Origin of the sequence: Deinococcus wulumuqiensis R12 (genome assembly GCF_011067105.1) — a bacterium.
GTDB lineage: Bacteria > Deinococcota > Deinococci > Deinococcales > Deinococcaceae > Deinococcus > Deinococcus wulumuqiensis.
Genome location: NZ_CP049359.1, coordinates 16,687 through 37,500, shown reverse-complemented (window position 1 = coordinate 37,500; position 20,814 = coordinate 16,687). Strand labels below are relative to the sequence as shown.

The 20,814-nt window shown below is 62.8% G+C and carries 15 protein-coding genes and 1 pseudogene (1 of these 16 only partly in view); 7 read left to right on the top strand and 9 right to left on the bottom strand.

Annotated features, from left to right (window positions below):
• Together G6R31_RS16955 and G6R31_RS16950 are read right to left on the bottom strand one after the other, a co-directional pair.
• On the bottom strand, window positions 1–150 hold the beginning of the coding sequence (locus G6R31_RS16955) for an MBL fold metallo-hydrolase RNA specificity domain-containing protein (RefSeq protein WP_225983139.1). 462 nt of this gene lie to the left of the window's left edge; the window shows 150 of its 612 coding nt (coding positions 1–150); it begins with the start codon at window positions 148–150; its stop codon lies beyond the left edge, outside the window.
• On the bottom strand, window positions 102–812 hold the full coding sequence (locus G6R31_RS16950; protein ID WP_235044839.1) for an MBL fold metallo-hydrolase: 711 nt from the start codon (window positions 810–812) through the stop codon (window positions 102–104). Before G6R31_RS16950 ends, G6R31_RS16955 begins: the two co-directional genes overlap by 49 nt.
• A 1,931-nt stretch (window positions 813–2,743) precedes the next feature.
• Here G6R31_RS16950 and G6R31_RS15365 point away from each other — a divergent pair.
• Entirely contained in the window at window positions 2,744–3,430 is a 687-nt protein-coding gene (locus G6R31_RS15365) for a recombinase family protein (protein WP_025567297.1), read from the top strand.
• Window positions 3,431–3,530: 100 nt separating this feature from the next.
• On the opposite strand, the gene tnpC is transcribed toward G6R31_RS15365, so the two are convergent.
• A complete protein-coding gene (tnpC, locus tag G6R31_RS15360) occupies window positions 3,531–4,925 on the bottom strand; it encodes an IS66 family transposase (protein ID WP_373284376.1) in 1,395 nt (464 codons plus the stop codon).
• A 294-nt stretch (window positions 4,926–5,219) separates the two neighbouring features.
• Here tnpC and G6R31_RS15355 point away from each other — a divergent pair.
• From G6R31_RS15355 to G6R31_RS15330, 6 genes and pseudogenes are all read left to right on the top strand, one after another.
• A pseudogene (locus G6R31_RS15355) lies at window positions 5,220–6,204 on the top strand (IS4 family transposase).
• 222 nt (window positions 6,205–6,426) lie between these two features.
• Window positions 6,427–8,184: a sugar transferase gene (locus G6R31_RS17055; RefSeq protein ID WP_081608359.1), complete on the top strand. Its 1,758-nt coding sequence runs from the start codon at window positions 6,427–6,429 to the stop codon at window positions 8,182–8,184.
• Window positions 8,181–8,819 carry an acetyltransferase gene (locus tag G6R31_RS15345; RefSeq protein ID WP_025567093.1) on the top strand — a complete coding sequence of 213 codons (639 nt, stop codon included), beginning with the start codon at window positions 8,181–8,183 and terminating at the stop codon, window positions 8,817–8,819. The genes G6R31_RS17055 and G6R31_RS15345 overlap by 4 nt, the downstream gene beginning before the upstream one ends.
• Before the next feature lie 56 nt (window positions 8,820–8,875).
• Window positions 8,876–10,057 (top strand): DegT/DnrJ/EryC1/StrS family aminotransferase, encoded by a 1,182-nt coding sequence (locus G6R31_RS15340; protein WP_225983137.1) that lies wholly within the window; start codon window positions 8,876–8,878, stop codon window positions 10,055–10,057.
• A gap of 13 nt (window positions 10,058–10,070) precedes the next feature.
• A complete protein-coding gene (locus G6R31_RS15335) occupies window positions 10,071–11,894 on the top strand; it encodes a nucleoside-diphosphate sugar epimerase/dehydratase (RefSeq protein WP_017871949.1) in 1,824 nt (607 codons plus the stop codon).
• Between the two features lie 555 nt (window positions 11,895–12,449).
• Complete coding sequence (locus G6R31_RS15330; protein WP_017871948.1) at window positions 12,450–13,406, top strand: tyrosine-type recombinase/integrase; 957 nt, start codon at window positions 12,450–12,452, stop codon at window positions 13,404–13,406.
• 31 nt (window positions 13,407–13,437) lie between these two features.
• On the opposite strand, the gene G6R31_RS15325 is transcribed toward G6R31_RS15330, so the two are convergent.
• From G6R31_RS15325 to sat, 6 genes are all read right to left on the bottom strand, one after another.
• On the bottom strand, window positions 13,438–14,634 hold the full coding sequence (locus tag G6R31_RS15325; protein WP_026138826.1) for an aminotransferase class I/II-fold pyridoxal phosphate-dependent enzyme: 1,197 nt from the start codon (window positions 14,632–14,634) through the stop codon (window positions 13,438–13,440).
• On the bottom strand, window positions 14,631–16,007 hold the full coding sequence (gene bioA, locus G6R31_RS15320; RefSeq protein WP_081608346.1) for an adenosylmethionine--8-amino-7-oxononanoate transaminase: 1,377 nt from the start codon (window positions 16,005–16,007) through the stop codon (window positions 14,631–14,633). Before bioA ends, G6R31_RS15325 begins: the two co-directional genes overlap by 4 nt.
• Window positions 15,994–17,169 (bottom strand): RNA-guided endonuclease InsQ/TnpB family protein, encoded by a 1,176-nt coding sequence (locus tag G6R31_RS15315; protein WP_025567087.1) that lies wholly within the window; start codon window positions 17,167–17,169, stop codon window positions 15,994–15,996. The genes bioA and G6R31_RS15315 overlap by 14 nt, the downstream gene beginning before the upstream one ends.
• Window positions 17,170–17,360: 191 nt before the next feature.
• On the bottom strand, window positions 17,361–18,044 hold the full coding sequence (gene bioD / locus G6R31_RS15310) for a dethiobiotin synthase (protein WP_017871818.1): 684 nt from the start codon (window positions 18,042–18,044) through the stop codon (window positions 17,361–17,363).
• Between the two features lies 1 nt (window position 18,045).
• Entirely contained in the window at window positions 18,046–19,095 is a 1,050-nt protein-coding gene (bioB, locus tag G6R31_RS15305; protein ID WP_017871819.1) for a biotin synthase BioB, read from the bottom strand.
• Window positions 19,096–19,495: 400 nt separating this feature from the next.
• Window positions 19,496–20,662 (bottom strand): sulfate adenylyltransferase, encoded by a 1,167-nt coding sequence (sat, locus tag G6R31_RS15300; protein WP_017871820.1) that lies wholly within the window; start codon window positions 20,660–20,662, stop codon window positions 19,496–19,498.
• Window positions 20,663–20,814 lie beyond the last annotated feature (152 nt).

Here is a 20,814-nt window from a genome sequence, read left to right as displayed (position 1 = left end):
GCCACTCAGGAAAGCAGGCTGCCCGCTCGATCTCTGCCTGTTTTGCAGAGTCTGGGGTAGAAGCGGGAGCATCTCCTCATAGGCCTCGGTCATCTGACGGGTCAGGCCGTCAAGGTGGATGGGGACATGGGGCAGCAGGCCACTGGCCATGCCGGTCTGAAGGATCTGGGTGATCTCTCTTGGGCCCGGCCCAGGGCAAACGAGGGAATCAGGACGCGGCCGCCAGTACATAAGGTTTCCCCAATGGCCTGTACGAAAGTACGCACCTGCTCCTTGCTGGCTGGCAGGAGCGTGTCGCCGTACGTGCTCTCTGAGACCACCGCGTCCACTGCCATCACCTGGGCCGGAAGCCAGGCGGCACTGACCACCGGGGTATCGGTATTGCTGACGTCGCCGGTGTGGAAGACCGTGCGCCCTCCGCTTTCAATCAGAACGCTGGCCGCTCCAAGCAGGTGTCCCGAAGGAAAAAGAGTGAACGCGAAGCCGTGGTCGGTGATTTCCCGGAAGTAAGGGATGGGGCGTAAGCGCTCGAGCGCACGCTTCATCTCACCTGGAGAGAACATGGGGAAGCCCTGCTCGGCGCTGACCTTGAGGGTGTCCGCGAGCACGAGCGTGGCAATGCGGGCGGTCGCTTCAGTGCAATAGATATGTAGCCTGGGATGGCGGCGGATGACCACCGGCAGGTCACCGACATGGTCCAGGTGCGCGTGCGTGAGGATCATCGCTGTGGGTGGATGCTCACTCAGCAGACCGAGCTGCGGCAGGGCGGCGTCGCCGAGGGCGCCGGGGCGCGCGCCAGCGTCGATCAGCAAGTGGCCTTCCTTCAAGAGGTACAGGTAACTGCTGGCACCGACCTCATCGGTGCCTCCCAGGCCATACAAACGCCGGACTCATGCGATCAGTCTGGCAGGTAGAGGTATTAAGGTAAAATTAAGATATTTGTCTATACGGATTTTCCTATCTATTTTTTTACGTCCCAGACGGCGATTTCCATCAAACAGACCAAGATCACCAACGAGAACAGACCAAGATCACCAACGGGGGCTCTGTGGCGTGCGGTCGAGCGGGGGTTTGAGAAATGCACCCTCGGGCACGTAGGGTAGAAGCAAGGAGGATCGGGAACTCAGCGAGGTTTCAACAAGCAAAAAAGTCGACTCCCGCGCCAACGGGAGTCCAGAGAGACGGAAATGTGCCTACAGTTGTCAAGGCATGTTACCCGTAGCGCCCCTTTTTTTTCAAGAGGAGCCCGACATGTCCATTGCAGATGATGTTATGAGCCAAGGCGGGAGACTGCCGCCTCTGACACCCAGCCAAACGCAGCGCGCTAACGAGTTTCTCGCCATGGTGTCGCTGACCGCTGGGCTCGGTGCAGATCATGGAGTTTCACGAGACCAGACGGAGCCAGACAGGCCTCACTCACTGAATCAGGAAGGGCCGGCTCCGTCCGAACCGCCAGCATGGATGGTGACCCTAGATGAGCTGGAGACCGCACTAAACCGACGACCATCCCCTAGAGTGCATCGCCAGTTGCAGCCTGTCGCCCCTCTCGCTGAGCTGCTAGACCTTAAGCAGTTTCGTCCTAAACGCGGGCGAGGTGCGGGCACGGCTGGTGCCGCGGCCTTAGCTGCGCGACTGGACACGTTGGCCCGCACTCGACTGGCCACCTGTCCCCACCTCTACAGTCGAACCGGACATCCACCTCGGCAGATTATCCTGCACCTCTCTGCCGAACTGCTCGCGGCAGCCCTGGGGGTGAGCGACAACACACTGCGCCGATGGACGGCGCAGCTGCAGGAGGCGGGGTTTGTACGAGCGGCACTCCACTACACCAGCATGACCAATCGGGAGGGACGACGCCTCACTGTTGTGGACGGCACTCTATACGCGGTGCGGCTGGTACCAGGACATACCGCGCGGTTGCGATATGCCGATTACAAACGGGCATACCGTGACCTGGACGCGGACCGCCAGGCAGGCCGCACAGCGTACAACGCCATTCGTAATGCCCGGCAGCGCTGGCAATCAGAGGCGGCGGCGGATGTACTGGACACTGATTCACATAGTGCGGGGTCACAGGTTCCTATGAGGGAAACCGTACAGGAGGAACTACATAGACAATTACAGCGCTGGGCCGTTACACCAGGAAGCGTAACCACAGACCACCCGTTACACACTGACCACGCACAAATCGCGCCAGATGAGCTGAACCCGGCCATCCATAGCGTTCAGGACGTGGTATACGTGCTCCCGGTATTGACTCAGGTCCCCGCATCCAGGCGTGCGGCCCTAGTCAATATTCTGGGATCCGTCCTGGCTCGTTCTCTAGATGACCAGCACAGTCACGCCTGGTACTGCGGCCTCATCTGGCAGGCATGGCGCGCTGAGAATGGACGCCACGGTGGCCTGCAGGTTCTCGCAGCTCAGCTGCAACGGCTCGAGGTAGATCGCCGTGAGTGGCCAGAGCTACGCCGTCCTGCTGCGCTGCTGGCTGCACGCCTGCGCGCTGCGTGATCAGAGCAGCCGAATGATCACAGCCCGATCTGCTGTGCCCTGGTAAGCGGCATCACCGAGATGCGGGTCGTCAGATGATTTCCGGGCTTAGGAGAACTCAGCTTTCTCCGAGCACGGAGCGTTGGGGTGCCGACACCTCAACTCAGCAAAGTGGGCATCAGTGCCTTTGTTCTGAGCCGCCGTCCTTTGTTACAGTTCACTAACGGTCCGATCAGTCCTGTAACATACCCCCGTGCCCACCCCCGCCGTCGCCTACTACCGAGTCAGTACCGCCAAACAAGGTCAGAGCGGCTTGGGTCTCGAAGCTCAGCAGGCTGCCGTTCTGGCTCACGCTCGCAGTAAGGACCTTCAGGTCGTCCTCGAATTCACCGAGATCGAAACCGGCACGAGGAAGCGCCGGCGCCCCCAGCTCGAAGCCGCCCTTGGCCACACCCGCCGAGTTGGTGGGGTCCTCCTCATCGCCAAGCTCGACCGCCTCGCCCGCAACGTCGCCGTCGTCGCCAGCCTCATGGAATCCGGCGTCCGCTTCGTCGCCGTCGACATGCCCGAAGCCGACAACCTCACCATCCACGTCATGGCCGCCGTCGCCGAGCGCGAAGCCCAACTGATCTCCGCCCGCACGAAAGCAGCGCTGGCGGCGCGGAAAGCTCGTGGGTTGAAGCTCGGCAAACCGGAGAACCTCACCACTGAAGCCCGCCTGGCGGGCGCCGCGACTTCGAGAGCACGGGCGGTCGCTGACATGCGACCTGTGGCGGCGTATGCGGGTGCGTTGCGCGCTCAGGGGCTCAGCCTACGAGCCGTCGCGGCGCAGCTGGACGCGCATGGTTTTCGCACCCGCCAGGGCGGCCCCTGGAGTGCCGTGCAGGTCAAACGCGTCCTGGACAGGAAAAAACAGGACTCCGCCGATTCGGCCGCATAGGGTTGACCCCGCCTGAATACCGCCCTATATTGAATGAATCAAGGCGACCTCCGGGTCGCCTTCTTCTATTCCAGGCGCGTAACTGCTCAGCAGGGCGAGCTCAGGGGTTGAAGTTGGGCATGAGCACGTCACCAGTAAACACGCTGACCAGGCCCTCCCAGACGCTGCGACCCTGCTTCTGCAACGTGGAGATATAGCTCCTGATCCGAGCGAAATTCTGCCCGCCCTCTGCAGACCGGAAGCCCCCAGACACCTTGCGTTTCACGCACCAGGACCGCACATCCCGTTCCGCCTGATTGTTATCGAACGGTACCCGGCGATCATGCAGGAACAGCAGCACCGCGCAGCGGTGCTGCTGGCACCGTAACGCCAGATTCCGCCCGTGTGACTGCTTCGTCGGACCGCGCCGCCCTGGAACGGGCGGCGCGGCCGGATTGGCCAGCAAGCCCTCCTCGAGCAGTTCATCAAATCGCCGTTCAAACGCCGTGCGGGCCTCTGGGCTTAGCGTCCCAGCTTTGAGCTCGTGATACACCGTCCTCAGCGCTTCCCGGAGGTCCCCAGCCCAGACCTGCCCATGGTGTTCGGCCAATCCTCGCAGTTCCCGCAGCAGATGGGCACCGCACAGCGCATGCTGTGCCGGGAGTTTGAAGTATGAGCTCCAGGCGTCGTGGACCAGGATGCCCTTGTACTTCGGCAGGATCTTCATGTCCTCTAGGGCTGCGCGGCCACGCCGGGCATGCTGGCCGTAGAACGTGAGCTGCGCGCAGCTCACGACATGCATCCATTGCAGCTTCCCGTTCACTCGGCTGCCGGTCTCATCTGCATGCAGCACCGGTTGCTGCGTCAGTGCCGTTCGGAGGTGCGACTCAAAGTCCTGCAGCCGATCGGCCGCGAGGTTGAGGTTAAGAGCGATGGTGCCATCACTGGGTCGCGCCCTGCAGAGAGCCTGCAGAATCTCACTGGTGCGTTCGAGGGGCACGAAGTGCGCCACGTTTAGATATACCGTCAAGGCGTGGACCTGTTGGCCGTATTGCACCTGACCCGTAACGTGCGTTGGGAAGGGTGCTCGTTGCCGGTGATGACAGCCAGGACAGATTTTGACGTCGGCGCGGTATTCGGTGACCTGAAGTTGCCACGCTGGGAGGTCATGGACCTGCCGAGTGACCTGAGTTTCGACTGGAACGTCACCCCAGACCTGTCCGCAGCCGCAGTGTCCCGTGACAGGGAGATGGACCGTGTGGTCGGGATGCGCTGACATCTTGAGGGTCGTGCCGGGGTGATCTGGCTGAGCGCCAGAAGACCGGCCGGTCTTCTGGCGCTCACTCTTGGGCTGCCAGGGTTTGTCCTGACTGGGTGGCTGATTGGATGTGTGGCTGGTCTTGGCCTGACGTCCTTCAAGCTCTTGAAGGCGTTTCAGGAGGGCCGCAATCTGCTCTTCGAGTTCACGGATACGTGCCTCGAGTCGTTCACAGTTTGGGCAGGGAGTCTCGTTGATGGTCCACCTTACCCAATCGACTCCCGGAAGTCACCCTGCTGAGCAGTTACCCAGGCGCAGGCGTAAACCGCTCCTCAGTAGGTGACAACTTCAGTTTGGCCTCGTCCCAGACGGAGAAAACCAACAGTCAGCCCCATCAAGCTTGATGGGGCTGACTGTTCGCGGTTTCCTGGGAGTGTGAAATCGACAGAATCCGCTGTCCAGCAGGCTACCGCACTTACCCGGCACTTCAAAACGCACGCCAGTCACCTCCGCGTCGACACGCTCCAGCGGCTCATCGATGTCCTCTTGGCGATGATTGCCGCGAGAAGCGTCAATCATCACGACCTGAGTGCCCATATGCCGGGGATGAGTACCCCGCAGGGCAAGACAGAGACGAGCAGACCGCACCTTCCGGGATGAGCAGCTGGATATGGGCTTTTTCATCGCTCTGCTCGTCGTCCATCTTCCACCGGGGAAGGTTTTGCTGAGTCTGGACCGCACCAACTGGGAGCACGGGGAGACGCCCATCAACTTTCTGGTGCTTGGAGCCGTGGTTCACGGCTTCACCCTGCCCCTGATTTGGGTGCCTCTTGATGACTCTGGGAACAGTCACACATACGCCCGAATGTGGCTAGTGTTGAAGCTCCTTCGGGCCTTGCCAGCGAAACGCTGGCTGGGTTTGGTGGCCGATCGGGAGTTCATCGGCGCGGAATGGTTCCGCTTTCTTCGTCGGCATGGTATCCGAAGGGCAATTCGTATCCGACAGACCGACATGCTGGACGACATGAATGGGAAAGAATGGTTTGGGCACGTCCAGCACGGTCATTTTCACGAGATTGGCGAAAAGGTGTTCGTGTTCGGGGAGTTGATGCGGGTGGTCGCGACGAGGTCACCTGTAGGTGACCTCGTCATCATCGCCACGGATTTCAGCGCTCGGAAGACCTGGAAGCTCTACAAGCAGCGCTGGTCGATTGAGTGCACCTTCAGCAGTTTCAAGAAGCGAGGCTTCGACCTGGAGCGGACTGGAATGACGGAAAGGAACCGTCTACAGCGACTCTTCGGACTGGTGACACTGGCCTGGATGTTCTGTTTGCGCCTGGGGGTCTGGCTGAGCCAGACCTGGCCCATCCCCGTTCTGAAGCATGGTCGGAGAGCGGTCAGTCTGGTGCGGCACGGTGCTCAGCATCTTGTGGATGCCCTACGGTGGAAACCCAAACAGTTCATGGCGGTCCTAGAGGTGTTAATCCAGGCTTTTTGCCCGCCAGGAGCGGCTGAAAGTGAAGTTGTCACCTACTGAGAATTTGTGGATACTTTTATAGAGGTGAGTCAAATGCCACTGCACGTTATAAGAAAAAACTGGCCGGATGATTCTGCTGGAGATTTAGCCAACGCTCCACGAGGCCAGACGATAGAGGAGTGGACGCCCCAACTTTCTTTGAGGCGCGGCATTGCCGATGTGGTGACCTGGGAGGAAGGCAAGAACGAGTGGTCCTGGAAAATACAGTGGGCAACCTGAAGCATGCGAAGATACGAAAAAGCCATTCTGTATACCGTGACTTCATCTCTTGGCCTCATTGCTCTGGGGGGGCAAGTGGCTCTTATGGCAAAGCGGGGATGGCGAACTGCGGTGAGTGCCCCGCCCATGACAGCAGGCCAGATGCAGGAGTTTACCGGCCAAGAAGAGAACTCCATTCTCCCAGTGCCTATAGAGCAGGAAATCAATATTAAGGCTGACGTAAAGGCCCTGGGAGCGATGTACCTCGCGCTTCGGCGTTTCCAGCCTACGATAACGAATGTCAGCACCCTCAAAGCTGGACTCATCGGCGGGCTTGCAGGTGTGGCAGCGCGAGTGCCTGTCTATACCCTGCAAGGTCTACAGTCTGAAGCCGTACAGGGGCGTCAGGGCCGCCGTTACCATGTGGCCGAGCGAGTCGCCATTGCCTGTGCACACCGGGTCGTCTGTGTGAGTCCGAGCCTGCAGAAGCGGGCGCATGAACTGGGCCTCATTCCGGTCCATAAGACGGTTGTCCTAGGCGTTACTGGTGTTCGTCCATTGCCGCCCATGGCCCCGGAGCTTACAGCCACACAGCGCAATCAACTGGGATTGTCGAAAGACCGTCCGGTTATCGGTTTTGTAGGCCGGTTAGCGCGTACTCAGGGAATCCCTGAGCTTATACACGCATTCCAGCGGGTGCAGTTGCAGGTGCCCGACGCTGCCCTCCTCCTGGTAGGAGACTATGAAGAAGATGCGCCGGGAGCTGCTGAAGTACGCCAACTTATTGAGCAGACCCCGGGAGTTATCCGTGCAGGGCTTGTGCCTGATGTGTCGCCTTACTACCCCCTGATGACTGTGATGGCGTTCCCCGCCTGCCATGAAGGCTTTTCGACGATGGCCCTGGAAGGTGCAGCCTTTGGCCTTCCTCTGGTAATGACAAATACGGCTGAAGCACACGACCTGGTAAAGGACGGGCTGACCGGCTGGTATGTGCCCGCTGGAGACCCGGACGCCCTTGCTTCTGCTTTGATTACGGCCTTGCTAGACCCTGCCGAAGCTCGCCGCCGGGGCGAGGCGGGTCTCCAGTGGGTCATGGAACACTTCAGTCCGCAACGTGTGCAGGAACGCTGGGCCGATTACTATGACGAGTTGCTGCGCTGGCGGGAGCTGGGCACACAGCACCCGGAAAAGCGTGTGATGGATATCTTGTTTTCGGGCCTGGGACTCATGCTCCTCGGCTTGCCTATGCTGGGGCTGGCAGGACTGATTAGATACAAGCTCGGCTCCCCGGTGCTGTTCAAACAAGTCCGGCCTGGACTGGCTGGACAGCCCTTCACCATGTACAAGTTCCGCACCATGACCGATGAGCGCGGGCCTGACGGTGAGCTTCTTCCGAACGCTGTGCGCCTCACTGCCTTCGGGAAGTTCCTACGTTCCACCAGCCTGGACGAACTGCCCGAGCTGCTGAACATCCTGAAGGGCGATATGAGTCTCGTTGGGCCGCGCCCCCTTCTCATGGAGTATCTGCCGCTCTACAACGAACGCCAGGCCCGCCGCCACGAAGTTCGCCCCGGACTGACCGGCTGGGCACAGGTGAACGGCCGCAATGCCCTATCCTGGGAAGAAAAGTTTGAACATGACATGTGGTATGTCGAAAACCGCAGCTTTGCCCTGGACCTCAAGATTCTGCTGATGACCCTTAAAAAAGTCCTGAACCGCGACGGCATCAATGCTGATGGCGAAGCCACCGCGCCTAGATTCAAGGGAACTCATCCCTCATGACCCCTGACCTCCACGTAATCGGCGCAGGCGGTCACGCAAAGGTAATCGTAGAACTGGCACACGCGGCTGGCCGTAACATTGCGGGTATTTACGACGATCAGTTCGAGGAGCATCCTGGTGTGCTCGACTACACCGTGACGGGGCCAATCGCCAGTTTTCCCGACACCCCGGACGTCCACGCCATCATTGCTGTCGGCAGTAACTGCTTTCGGCAGGTTATAGACGGCCGCTTCCAGCACGTTACCTGGGCTACACTCGTTCATCCGTTCAGCTGGGTCTCTCCCTCTGCGCGACTTGGGCCAGGAACCGTCGTGATGGCCGGCGTGGTCGTGCAGGCCCAGGCCACCCTGGGACGGCACGTTATCGCTAACACGGGCTGCAGCATTGGCCACGACTGCGCTGTTGGGGACTACGTTCACCTGGCCCCCGGCTCACGGCTGACTGGCGGTGTTCACTTGGGCGAGGGCAGCTTCCTCGGAACCGAGGCCAGTGCCATCCCCGGCGTCACTGTCGGCGAATGGAGCATTGTGGGCGCAGGGGCAGTGGTGTCGCGCTCCCTCCCAGCGAACATCACGGCGGTGGGTACCCCGGCCAAGGTCATCAAGGAGCGCCCCACAGGGTGGCAGAACGACTGAACGGGGTGTGCTGTTTTCCATACAACTGACTCGAGAAGGCGTATGCTATGAGAAATATGGCGACACACGCTCCTTTTCGTGGCTGGCCGGTCTTTGAACCGGACGAAATTCAAGCGGTGACGCAGGTCCTGCAATCCGGAAAAGTGAATTACTGGACCGGCACCGAGGCGCGTGAGCTCGAGCGGGAATATGCCGAGTACCTGGGCGTCAAGCACGCCATCGCCCTGCACAACGGCACGCTGGCCCTGGAACTGGCCCTGCATGCCTTCGGCATCGGGGCAGGGGACGAGGTGATCACCACGACGCGCACTTTCATCGCTTCGGCCAGCGCTGCCGTGATGCGCGGATGCGTCCCGGTCATTGCCGAAGTTGATCCGGTGACCCAGAACATCACGGCCGACACCATCCGGCCCCTGATCACCGCCAAGACCCGCGCGATCATTCCTGTTCACCTCGCCGGGTGGCCCTGCGACATGGACCCGATCATGGAGCTGGCGCGCGAGCATGACCTGATCGTGATCGAGGACTGCGCCCAGGCACACGGTGCGTTCTACAAGGGCAAACCGGTGGGCAGCATCGGCCATGCCGGAGCCTTCTCGTTCTGCCAGGACAAGATCATGACGACCGGTGGCGAGGGTGGCCTGCTCGCCCTGAACGACACCGAGGTCTGGAAGAAGGCCTGGGCGTACAAGGATCACGGCAAGAGCTACGACGCGGTCTACAACCGTGAGCACGCCCCCGGCTTCCGCTGGCTCCACGAGTCCTTCGGGACGAACTGGCGCATGCTGGAAGTTCAGGCCGCCATCGGACGCCTGCAACTGCGCAAATTGCCGGACTGGATCGAACGCCGCAGAGCCAACGCGCAAGTCCTCACTGAGCGGCTCGGCAAACATGCTGCTCTGCGCCTCACGGTTCCTGGCGACGACATTCACCACTCGTACTACAAGTACTACGTGTTCGTGCGCCCCGAGCAACTGGCCGAGGGCTGGGACCGCGACCGGATCATGAACGCTGTCACCGCGCAGGGCGTGCCGTGCTTCAGCGGCTCTTGCTCCGAGATCTACTTGGAGAAGGCCTTCACCGACGCTGGCTATGGCCCAAAAGATCGCCTGCCTGTGGCGCGTGAACTCGGCGAGACCTCGCTGATGTTCCTGGTGCATCCGACGCTGTCTGAAAAGGATATGCACCGGATGGCGGACGCGGTCGACGCGGTAATGGCGCAGGCCCAGAGGCCCTGAGCACTCCACCGTTATGAATCTCATTGCCACCAAATTCCTGCTTGATGTCGGGCTGTGGGTGCTCGCATCGTTGCTGGCCTACGCTTTTCGCAAACCTTCCCTGATCGACCTGGGGATTCCGCTCAATGTGTTCGGTTACATGCTGCTCAATGGGAGCGTCATGGCGCTGCTGGCGTGGCATTACCGTCTCCCGCGGCAAACCTGGCAGCGCGTCGGCGTCCCCGACCTGCTGATGCTGGCCCGCGCAGCGGCCGTCTCGACCCTCCTCATGTTTGCTGCTGGCTTCGTCTTCCAGTCCTGGCTGCAACTTCCCCGCAGTGTGCCGCTGCTTGCCGGTGTGCTGGGCTTTCTCCTGATGGGCGCGGCCCGCATCCTCGCCCGACTTCTTGCCGAGCGCGTCCGCAGCCGCGACGCGACCACCCAAAAGCGCGTGTTGATCGTCGGTGCCGGCAGCGCCGGGTCATTGATTGCCCGCGAAATGCAGCGTCACCCTGAAGCCGGTCTCCGGCCCATCGGCTTTCTCGACGACGACCCAGGAAAACAGCGGCAGTGGGTGGTGGGACTTCCTGTCTTCGGGCCAGTCTCGAGCTTGCCGGCCATTGCTGCCCGCGAGGATGCCGACGAGGTCCTCATCGCTGTTCCGTCGGTCGCCGGCGACTTCATACGGCGGGTGATAGACCTGGCCCGCGAATCTCAGGTGAGTTACCGCATCATCCCCGGTGTGTTTGAAATCCTGTCCGGGAATGTGAATATCAACCAGATTCGTGACGTGAACCTGGAAGACCTGCTGCGCCGTCCCCCCGTTCACCTGAACACCACAGAAATCGCCGACTATCTGAAAGGCCGAGTGATTCTCGTGACCGGGGCGGGCGGCAGCATCGGCTCGGAACTCGTGCGGCAGATCAGCCGATACGAGCCAGCCATACTGCTGCTTTTCGGCCGTGGCGAGAACAGCATTTTCGGTATTCAGCAGGAACTGACGCGCACCTGCCCGAATCTCAAGCAGATTGGGCTGATCGGTGACGTGCGCGATGAGGCCCGCCTTCGCCAGGTCTTCGAAACATACCGTCCGCAGGTCGTGTTCCACGCGGCGGCCCATAAGCACGTGCCTCTGATGGAGCAGACGCCGTCCGAGGCGATTTTGAACAACGTCATCGGTACGCGGAACGTGGTGGCGCTCTGCCTGGAATTTGACGTCTCCCGTCTGGTCAACGTCTCCACCGACAAGGCCGTCAACCCCACCAGTGTCATGGGAGCCTCGAAACGGGTGGCCGAGATGGTCGTCTCTGCCGGAGCGGCCCGCGCCCGTGAAACGCAGGCGTTCGTGTCGGTGCGCTTCGGGAACGTACTCGGCAGCCGGGGCAGCGTCGTTCCGACTTTCATGGCCCAGATCCGGTCAGGAGGCCCGATTACCGTCACCCACCCCGAAATGGTGCGCTACTTCATGACCATTCCTGAAGCCTCGCGCCTGGTGCTGCAAGCCGGAGGCCTGGCGGAAAACGGCAAAGTCTACGTGCTGAACATGGGCGACCCGGTCAAGATCGCCGACCTGGCACGTGACGTAATCCGCCTGTCCGGTGTAAGGAACGTGGATATCGTCTACAGCGGTGTACGCCCCGGCGAGAAGCTCTATGAGGAACTTCTCACAGCAAGCGAAGGCATCGACGCCACGACCCACAAGGAAATTTTCAGCGCCAAGCTTGCACCCGTCGATGCCGAACAGATGGACCGGCAACTTCGGCTTCTCGCGCAGCATGCCGCTCATCCGGACCCCGACGCCATCCGCGCGCTCCTGGCCGAATTGATTCCCGAGAACAAGTTTGGACAGATTCGCTGAGTCCTGGGGCCAGGGTCGTGAAGACCGCATACCGTTCGGAAAAAGGGTGAGCAGGCCCAAACTCTTTTTCCGAACGGACTTGCAAGTGGACTTGGAGAGAATGGAGCGGGTGGCGGTGCTGTCAGGGCGCACGCGGAATTCGGAGAATTGCTCCAAGTCGACTTTGCGTAAGAAGATATGGTGTGGATATAGATTAATATATGAAAGCACTGGTCTGATCGCTGTTGCTGGGGACACGCTACTCATAAGCCAAGCCTCGGCCTCAACATCTTTTTTCGTTCCCAGACAAAAGGAGTGCTCAGTGGAGAAGCATAGGCGTTGGGGCAAGAGCTGGAGCCTAGGCTCATGGTGGTGAGACTGTTTCCGCAAATCTGGTCTGCAACTTGTTTTGCTTGGTCACGGTTAAGGAGGGTGCAGAGCAGCTGAGTGACGATGCGGGATGTTTTGTCCAACAGTGTTGAGTAGACCACTTACATATAAATTAAATTAACCTACCGAGTTTATAGACAGAAGAGTCTTCCAAGGTTTTATACTAATCAGACTTAGTTTTAAAGTATGGGCATGGCCGGCGAACTCGTTCCTATTCAAGGCGCCCTGCACTACGCTGACCTGACCGACCAGAGCCTGCGCGTCCGGGCTGTCGAGGCGGCGGCACAGTACGACACCGAAGCTCTGGTCTTGGTCACGCTCGCCTATATGACGACCGCCAGTCGCAAAGGCGCCCGCACCAGTCCGAAGACGCTGGCAGCCTATGCCCTGGCCGTGCGGGACTTCGTGCCCTGGGCGCAGACCGGTGGGGTTCAGCTCCTGCGGCCCGGCAAGCGCGACGGGAGCCGCTACATGGCGCACCTGCAGCGGCGGCCCAGCGAGGGCAGAGGCAAACACGGAGGACTGGCCGCCTCCACCGTCGCCCAGTACCTTGCGGGGGTGCGGGCGCTCTACCGGGCACTGCACTGGGCAGGGGCCACCGAAGCACACCCCCTGAACGACGTACACGCCCCGGGTGACCCCACCCCAGGCATCGTGAAAAATCCTCCATACATGCAGGAACTCGGCGGGGTACTCGAAGGCTGCGAACCCAGACTGGCGGCCCTGCTCCTGCTGTGTTCGCACGCGGGCCTGCGGGTCAGCGAAGCCCTGGCCGTGCGGCGGGGCGACATCGAGGGCCAGACGCTCGTCGTCCGGGGCAAGGGAGGAAAAGGCCGGCGGGTGCCCCTGGGAGCGCGGGTCCGGCAGGCACTGGCCGAACTTTTCCCCGTGGATACGGAAGGGCACTTTTTCGACTGGGACTACGGCCAGGCCAGCTACCGGGCCGCCAAAGCGTTTCGGACCGCCGGGCACCCCTGGCGCGGCTTTCACGCGGCGCGTAAGCACTCGGGCACACGGCTGTACCAGGCCACGCGCGATTTCACGCGGGTGGGGCTTTTTCTCGGTCACGCGTCGGTGGACACCACCCGGCGCTACGTGGCCGTCCAGGACGACGATGTCGCGCAGGAGGTCGAGCACTGGTAAGGCCGAAGGCGATACGGCAGACAGCCTCTGGTCACAGGCGAGGAGCCAGCACCCCGGACAGGCACCCCGCGAGGTCGTCCCAGCGGTGAACACTGCTCAGCGCAAACCGCACGCGGGCGCTGCCGGGGGCGACGGTGGGCGGGCGAATGGCGACGGCGGCGTAGCCCTGTTCCCGCAAGCGGGCCGCCCGCGCCAGGGTCAGGTCCTCCGCGCCCAGCACCACCGGAACGACCTGGGTTTCACTGCCCGCAAGGTCGAGGCCCGCCCCCGCCAGCGCCGCGCGGAAGCGGGCCGCATTCGCGTGCAGGCGGGCGCGTTCGGCGTCCATCGCCTGCGCCCGGCGCACGTTGAGCAGGCTCACCGCGACGTTGGCGGGGGGCAGCCCCGTGGTGAAGATGAAGGTGCGGGCCGCGTTCAGCAGATACCGGACGAGCAACCTGTCCCCGGCGATGTACGCGCCCACACTGCCGTACGCCTTGCCGAGGGTGCCCATCAGCACGTCCACCTCAGCGCCGACTCCCTGGGCGCAGGCCAGCCCCGCGCCGCCCGGCCCGTACACGCCGCCGGTGTGGGCCTCGTCCACCATTAGCCACGCGCCGTATTTCTTTTTGAGCGCCACCAGTTCGGGAAGTGGGGCCAGGGTGCCGTCCATGCTGAACAGCGCGTCGGTCACGATGAGCTTGTGGGGAGCGCGGCTGGCGGCGAGTTGTCTTTCCAGAGCGGCGAGGTCACGGTGGGGAAAAACATGCGTCTCGGCGCGGCTGAGCCGGACGCCGTCGATGATGGACGCGTGGTTGAGTTCGTCGCTGAACACGGCGTCCCCGCGCCCGACGAGCGCCGGAATCACGCCCGAGTTGGCCGCCATGCCGCTGTTGAACACGAGTGCCGCTTCCCGCCCCTTGAGCCGCGCCAGTTCGCGCTCGAGCAGGCCATAAACCGGATGATTGCCGGTGATGAGCCGCGCCGCCCCCGCACCGAAACGGGTCAGGGCGTCCTGAACGACGTGTTCGTGTGCTTGCAGGTCAGTTCCGCTCAGGAACTCGTGAGCTGCGTCGGGCGTCCACCGCTGCCGCGACAGGCCGAGATAATCGTTGGAGGCGAGGTCGAGCAGTCGCCTGTCTCCGCAGCGCACGTAGCCCGGTTCCGGGTCGGGCGTCCAGTCGAGCAGCCGCCTCTCGCGGTGCTGCGCGGCGAGGGTGTCCAGCCGCGCCTGCAACGTCTCCCTCATCCGGGCCGCCCGAAGGTTTGCGCGGCGTCGAGGAAGGCGGCGTAGGCCTGCCCGAGCTGTTCGTCGGTGACGACGTAGGGCGGCAGCAGGTACACCACGTTGCCCAGCGGACGCAGCAGCAGCCCCCGCGCCGCGAAGAATTGCCGCAGTTCGAGGCTGACGTTGCCGCCGTACTCCCCCGCCCCACGAATCTCGGCGGCGAGGATGGTGCCGCAGCGCCGCACGCGCTCCAGATGCGGGTGTGCGGACAGTTCCGGCAGCGCCCGTTCGTGGGCCGCGCCGATGCGCTCCCAGTTCGCCGCCGTTTCCGGCGAGAGTGTGAGGTCGAGCGAGGCCAGCGCCGCCGCGCAGCTCAGCGGGTTGGCGGTGTACGAGTGCCCGTGCGCGAACGCCTGCGCGAAGGAGTCGCCCCCGAAGGCGCGGTACAGCTCCTCGGTGGCGGCGGTCACGCCCAGCGGCAAAAACCCGCCGGTGATGCCCTTGCTCAGGCACATCAGGTCCGGCGCTTCGCTCAGGTGCCGCGCCGCCCACAGCCGCCCGGTGCGCCCGAAGCCCGTCATCACCTCGTCGAAGATGACCAGACCGCCCGCCGCCCGCACCCGCCGCACCACCTCGTCGAGATAAGCGGGCCGGGCCATCCGGATGCCCGCCGACCCCTGCACCAACGGCTCCAGCACGATGGCCGCCACATCGTCGCCCAGCAGCGCGTCGAGGGCGCTCAGGGCCGCCCATTCCTTCGCTTCCACCTCCGGGTCACCCGCCCAGGTCGCGGGATAGGGAACGAAATCCACCTGAAAGAGCTTGTCCTGAAACGGCGCGTAGAAGCCCGAGGTGGCTCCCGCGCTCATCGCGCCGAAGGTGTCGCCGTGGTAGCCGCCCTCGAAGGCCAGAATTCGGGTGCGCGTCTCGCCCCGGTTGAAGCCCGCCTGAAGCGCGATTTTGAGGGCCGCTTCCACCGCCGTCGAGCCGTTGTCGGAATAGAAGATTCGGCTCAGGCGCCCCGGCAGCTCGGCGGCGAGGCGTGCGGCAAGGGTCACGGCGGGCGCGTGCGTGAAGCCCGCGAAAATGACGTGTTCGAGTTCCTGCGCCTGCCGCGCGATGGCCCCGGCAATGGCCGGATGCGCGTGTCCGTGCAGGTTGACCCACCACGAACTCACCATGTCGAGCAGCCGCGTTCCGTCCGCCGCGTACAAGTAGGGCCCCTCGCCGCGCACGATGACCTGCGGCTCCGGGGCGGTGCGGGCCTGCGTGAAAGGATGCCAGACGTGCCGGGTATCGAGGTCGAGGAGGCCAGTGGGGTCGGGGAGAGCGGAGGGAAAAGAAGAAGTGACAACTCCCCGCTCTAAAGAGCGAGGCTTCTCAGACGACGGCATGCGATACCCCGCTACCGTTGACGCCTGAAGGCCGTGCCCCGGCCTTATCCAGAATGTTCAAAGCTGCGTTGTGGTCGGCGTTTGCCTCGTGCCCACAACTGACGCACTTGAATCTGGCCTGTGAAAGTCGGTTCTCCCGGCATGCATGCCCGCACTGGTGACAGCGTTGGGACGTGTAGTTAGGAGCAACCGGGACGACTCGCCTAGCAGCGCTTTCAGCCTTCATAGCGAGTAATGTGAAAAACTGCGACCAACCTGCATCACTGATTGACCGCGCCAAATTGCTTTGAACCATGTTACTGACCTTCAAATCTTCGTGTGCAATTACGTCGTGTTCATTGACCATTTTCCTCGCTGTCTTGTGGTGAAAGTCCAGCCGTTGACGGCGGATTTTCTGATGGGTTTTGGCGACCAGCTTCACGGCCTTTCTGCGCCTGTTGCTACCCTTTTTGCGGCGGGTAACGGTGCGCTGCTGAACTCGGAGCTTACGGAGTCCGTTCTTCAAGTGACGCGGATTCTCGACAAACTCGCCGTCCGACGTGATAGCAAACCACGTTGTCCCCACGTCTACCCCGACGCTTGACCCGGTGGCAGGCAAAGGGTTCTTGGCGACTTCGCAGGTATAGACCGCGTACCATTCATTAACGTCTAAGACAATCTGCAACGTCTTGGGGGTGCCTTCGAGCGGGCGGTGAAACTTGATTTTCACGCTGCCGATTTTGGGAATGTTGATGCGCTTCCCGTCGTCGGTGGGCCTGCCGGGGGACAGCCAGCGGCCCTTTTTCTTGTCCCAGACTTCCTTGAACTTGAAGCTGTTCCAGCGCCCAGCGGGTTTAAAGCGGGGAAATCCAGCCTTCTCGCCGCGCTTTACGCGGGCAAAAAAACTCTTGTAAGTCTTGTCCAGCCGCTCAAGGGGTTCTTGCAGGACATGCGAGTAGACCCCGGCGAACTCCGGGCAGGCTTCTTTTAGTGCCGTGAGTTCTTTTTGCTGGTCGTAGCCCGTGACCGTCTTACCCTGCTTCTTGTAGGCCGAAATACGCTGTTCTAGTGCAGCGTTGTACAGCGTGCGGGTGAGGCGCAATGTCTCAAACATGGCGGCCTCTTGAGGCTTGGTGGGGTACAAGCGGTACTTGTGCGTCTTGATGGTGGTATTGTTTTCCATGCTTGGCAGCCTCTAACTGCCTTGCCACGCTCCGAGGGTCTGACCACCCGTCGGGGCATTGCTGTTTAAGTATAGCACGAAAAGCCTCAGCATTGCCGTTCCTGGCGGAACGGATGCCGCTTGACCCCGCTCTAAAGAACGGGGCATGCGCGTCATTTTCGGTCATGACGTTACCTTTCTGTTCGGGGGACTCAGGAGGACAAGGCCAGGGACGCTGCGGGCCGCGCCCCGAACAGGTCAGGGGCGACCTGCGCCACCCGCGCCGCCGTCACCTCGCCCAGCGGCGGCACCTCGGCCAGCACCCGCACCCCGCCGTGACGCTCGATGGCGGCGCGGTTGTGCGGGGCCGGGGGACCGCTGAGCACGACGCCGTGAACGGTCAGGCCACGCGCACTCAGGGCTTCGAGCGTCAGCAGGGTGTGGTTGACCGTGCCCAGGCCGCTGCGGGCGACCACGATCACCGGCGCGGCGAGGTCGCGCATCAGGTCGAGCATCGTCTCGCGCTCGTTCACGGGGACCAGCACGCCGCCTGCCCCTTCCACGACGAGGGGGCCAGTCACCTTCGGGCGGCAGGCCAGCACCTCGGCCACGCCCACGCGGGTCTGTTCCAGGGTGGCCGCCCACTCCGGCGAAGCGGGGGCCTGGTACACGCGGGCCGGGGCGAAGGTGCGCTGCGGGGGCAGTCCGGCGAGGTCGGCCACCGTGCGGGTGTCGTCGTCCCCGTCGGCGGCGCCGGTTTGCAGCGGCTTCCAGTACGCGGCATTCCAGGCCCGGCACAGCAGCGCACTGACCAGCGTCTTGCCCACGCCGGTGTCGGTGCCGGTCACGAAAAAGGTGTCCGGCGCGGCGGGGCCAGATTCGGTGGCGCCGGGCACCTCAGTCGGCTCCGGCGGCGGCCAGGTGCGCCCCTCCCTCCCCAGCCTGAACGGACCCGCCCGGCGCCGCCCGCAGGCCGAGGTCCTGCAGCATCTGCCAGTCGGCACTCGCTTCCTGGCCCTCTTCGGTGAGGTAGTTGCCCAGGAAAATGGAGTTGGCGACGAGCAGGGCGAGGGGTTGCAGCGAGCGCAGGTGAATCTCGCGCCCCGCCGAGGCCCGCAGTTCGGCGCGGGGGTTGAGCAGCCGGAAGACCGAGAGGACACGCAGACAGTACCAGGGCGTGAAGTGCGCGGTGGTCTGCCTGCCGTCGAGTGCGGCCCCGTCAATCGGAATCAGGAAGTTGACCGGAATGGAATCGGCACTGCGCCCGCGCAGAGTGGCGGCGAGTTCCACGATCTGCTCGGGGGTCTCCCCCATCCCGACGATCACGCCCGAGCAGGTGCTCATGCCCGCCTGCGCCGCGTGGGTCAGGGTTTCCACCCGGTCCTCGTAGGTGTGGGTCGAGCAGATGTGCTCATAGTTGTCTTCATGCGTATTGAGGTTGTGATTGTACGAGTCCACGCCCGCCTCGCGCAGCGCCGCCGCCTTCCTCTGCCCTTCCTCGCCCAGCAGCAGGCCCATGCAGGCGCAGACTTCGAGGTTCGTTTCGGCCTTGATGCGGCGGGTCGCCTCGGTCACCTGCTCAACTTCGCCCCACGTCCCCCCGCGCCCCGAGAGCACGATGCAGTAGCGCTGCGCGCCCGCGGCCTGGGCCTTTTTCGCTTCGCTCAGCATCTCGTCGGGCGACAGCACCCGGTAGCGCGGAATGCCGGTGTCGGCACCTTTGGCCTGCGAGCAGTAGGCGCAGTCCTCGGCGCAGAGGCCACTTTTGGCGTTGAGCAGCACGTTGACCTTGACCCGGTCTCCGAACGCCTCACGGCGCACCCGCCAGGCGGCGTCCACCAGACGCAGGGTTTCGGTGTCGGGCAGGTTCAGGAGGTCCACGCCCTCGGAAACGGAAAGGATGTCGCCGCGCAGCACGCGCTCGGCCAGGGTGTCGATGTTGAGCATAGGTCCTCCTGCAACGCCACGGCGGGGCGTGACCCGGGGGGCCAGCGCTCGCTGCCTGAAACGTTCGTTCAGTCAGGAAGGCTAACAGGTGAACGAAGAGAAAACTGGACCGAGTTCAGGCTGAGGAAGGACCCTCATACGGATTCCGCTAAATTCCTGCACAGTCGGGCCTGTACAGTTGGGAAGGCGCCGCCTGTGCATCCATATCGCGTAACCCGTATTTTTTCCTACTCGCATCCGCTCTGCTGCGCAGCTTTGCAAGTCGGATTGAATCTGAAACGACCAGATTCAATCGGAATCCGTATCATACCCATTCCTACCCCATCCCCCGGTTTGGGGGATGAAATTCGATTGGAAGGACTTGCGAAGCTGCGAAGCAGAGGAGGAAAAAATACGAATTTTATGAGCGGCTGTACGCCCGGCGCAGCACCTCGGCCACCTCGGGGCGAGTGAATTCGGGGGGCAGATGTTCGCCCGCCCGCAGCTTCTCGCGCACCTTCGTGCCACTCAGAATCAGGTGGTGCGAGGCGTCGTGGGGGCAGGTGCGGGGGCTGACCATCTGGGCGCACGACTGGCAATAGAAGGTGTGCTCGAACTTCAGGATGCGGATGCCCAGTTCCTCGGCGGTGTAGGCGCTGAAAATCTCCTGGGCGTCGTAGGTGCCGTAATAGCTGCCCACGCCCGCATGGTCACGCCCCACGATGAAATGCGTGGCCCCGTAGTTGCGCCGCGAAAGCGCGTGGACAATGGCCTCACGCGGCCCGGCGTAGCGCATGGCAGCGGGGTACACGCTCAGCAGCGTGCGCTCCTGGGGGTAATAGCCCCGCAGCAGCACCTCGTAGGCTTCCATGCGCGTGTCGGCGGGCACGTCGTCGCTCTTGGTGCGCCCTACCAGCGGGTGCAGCAGCAGGCCGTCCACCAGTTCCAGCGCCACTTTTTGCAGGTACTCGTGGGCGCGGTGGATGGGGTTGCGGGTCTGAAAGGCCACCGTACTGCGCCAGCCCCGCGCCTCGATGACCTCGCGCACCTCGGCAGGCGTGCGGTGAAAGCGGGGAAATTCGCCGCGCGGCACTTCAAAGAGCGTGACTGGCCCGGCCAGGTACACCTCGCCTGCCGCGTACAGCGCCGCCACGCCGGGGTGCGCCTCGTCCTCGGTGCGGTAGACCTCGCGGGCTTCCCAGGCTTTGCGGGCCAGATATTTTTCCTCGATGTCGAGCGTGCCCACGTCCTGCCCGGCATGGGTCAGCACCACGCGCCCGCCCAGGCGTTCGGCCTGCTCGCGGCTGACCGCCAGCGTGATGGGCAGGCTCCAGGGCGTACCGTCGGCCAGCCGCAGATGCTCGACGATGCTGAGGTAATCGGCCTCGTTCACAAAGCCCGTCAGCGGCGAATATGCGCCCGTCGCCAGCATTTCCAGGTCGGCCACATTTTGCGCAGGCAGTTCCAGGCGCGGCAGCCCCGCAAGTTCCGCCGGGTCGAAGTCCTGACCGGGCCGCCAGATGCGGCGCACGAGGGTTCCGCCCAGTGGCGTGGGAAGGGTGGCGGGAGCGGTTTGCAGGGTGGTCATGGGAGTCTCCTTAGAAATTGAGAATTATTCTTGATAAAAGAGGTCAACTATCGGGGAAAGCAGGACTCAGACGAGGTTTTTCCATCACCCATCAGCGAAGCGGGCAGGCCCTATACAGGTGCCGTTTTGCCCAAGACAGCGGAACCATCATC

Bases quoted from the DNA above. Each gene is read 5' to 3' on its own strand.
- G6R31_RS15315 (WP_025567087.1), bottom strand. From the start codon at position 17,169: ATGGAAAACAATACCACCATCAAGACGCACAAGTACCGCTTGTACCCC.
- G6R31_RS15325 (WP_026138826.1), bottom strand. From the start codon at position 14,634: ATGAGGGAGACGTTGCAGGCGCGGCTGGACACCCTCGCCGCGCAGCAC.
- G6R31_RS17055 (WP_081608359.1), top strand. From the start codon at position 6,427: ATGCGAAGATACGAAAAAGCCATTCTGTATACCGTGACTTCATCTCTT.
- bioA (WP_081608346.1), bottom strand. From the start codon at position 16,007: ATGCCGTCGTCTGAGAAGCCTCGCTCTTTAGAGCGGGGAGTTGTCACT.
- G6R31_RS15340 (WP_225983137.1), top strand. From the start codon at position 8,876: ATGGCGACACACGCTCCTTTTCGTGGCTGGCCGGTCTTTGAACCGGAC.
- G6R31_RS15330 (WP_017871948.1), top strand. From the start codon at position 12,450: ATGGGCATGGCCGGCGAACTCGTTCCTATTCAAGGCGCCCTGCACTAC.
- G6R31_RS15345 (WP_025567093.1), top strand. From the start codon at position 8,181: ATGACCCCTGACCTCCACGTAATCGGCGCAGGCGGTCACGCAAAGGTA.
- G6R31_RS15335 (WP_017871949.1), top strand. From the start codon at position 10,071: ATGAATCTCATTGCCACCAAATTCCTGCTTGATGTCGGGCTGTGGGTG.
- sat (WP_017871820.1), bottom strand. From the start codon at position 20,662: ATGACCACCCTGCAAACCGCTCCCGCCACCCTTCCCACGCCACTGGGC.
- bioB (WP_017871819.1), bottom strand. From the start codon at position 19,095: ATGCTCAACATCGACACCCTGGCCGAGCGCGTGCTGCGCGGCGACATC.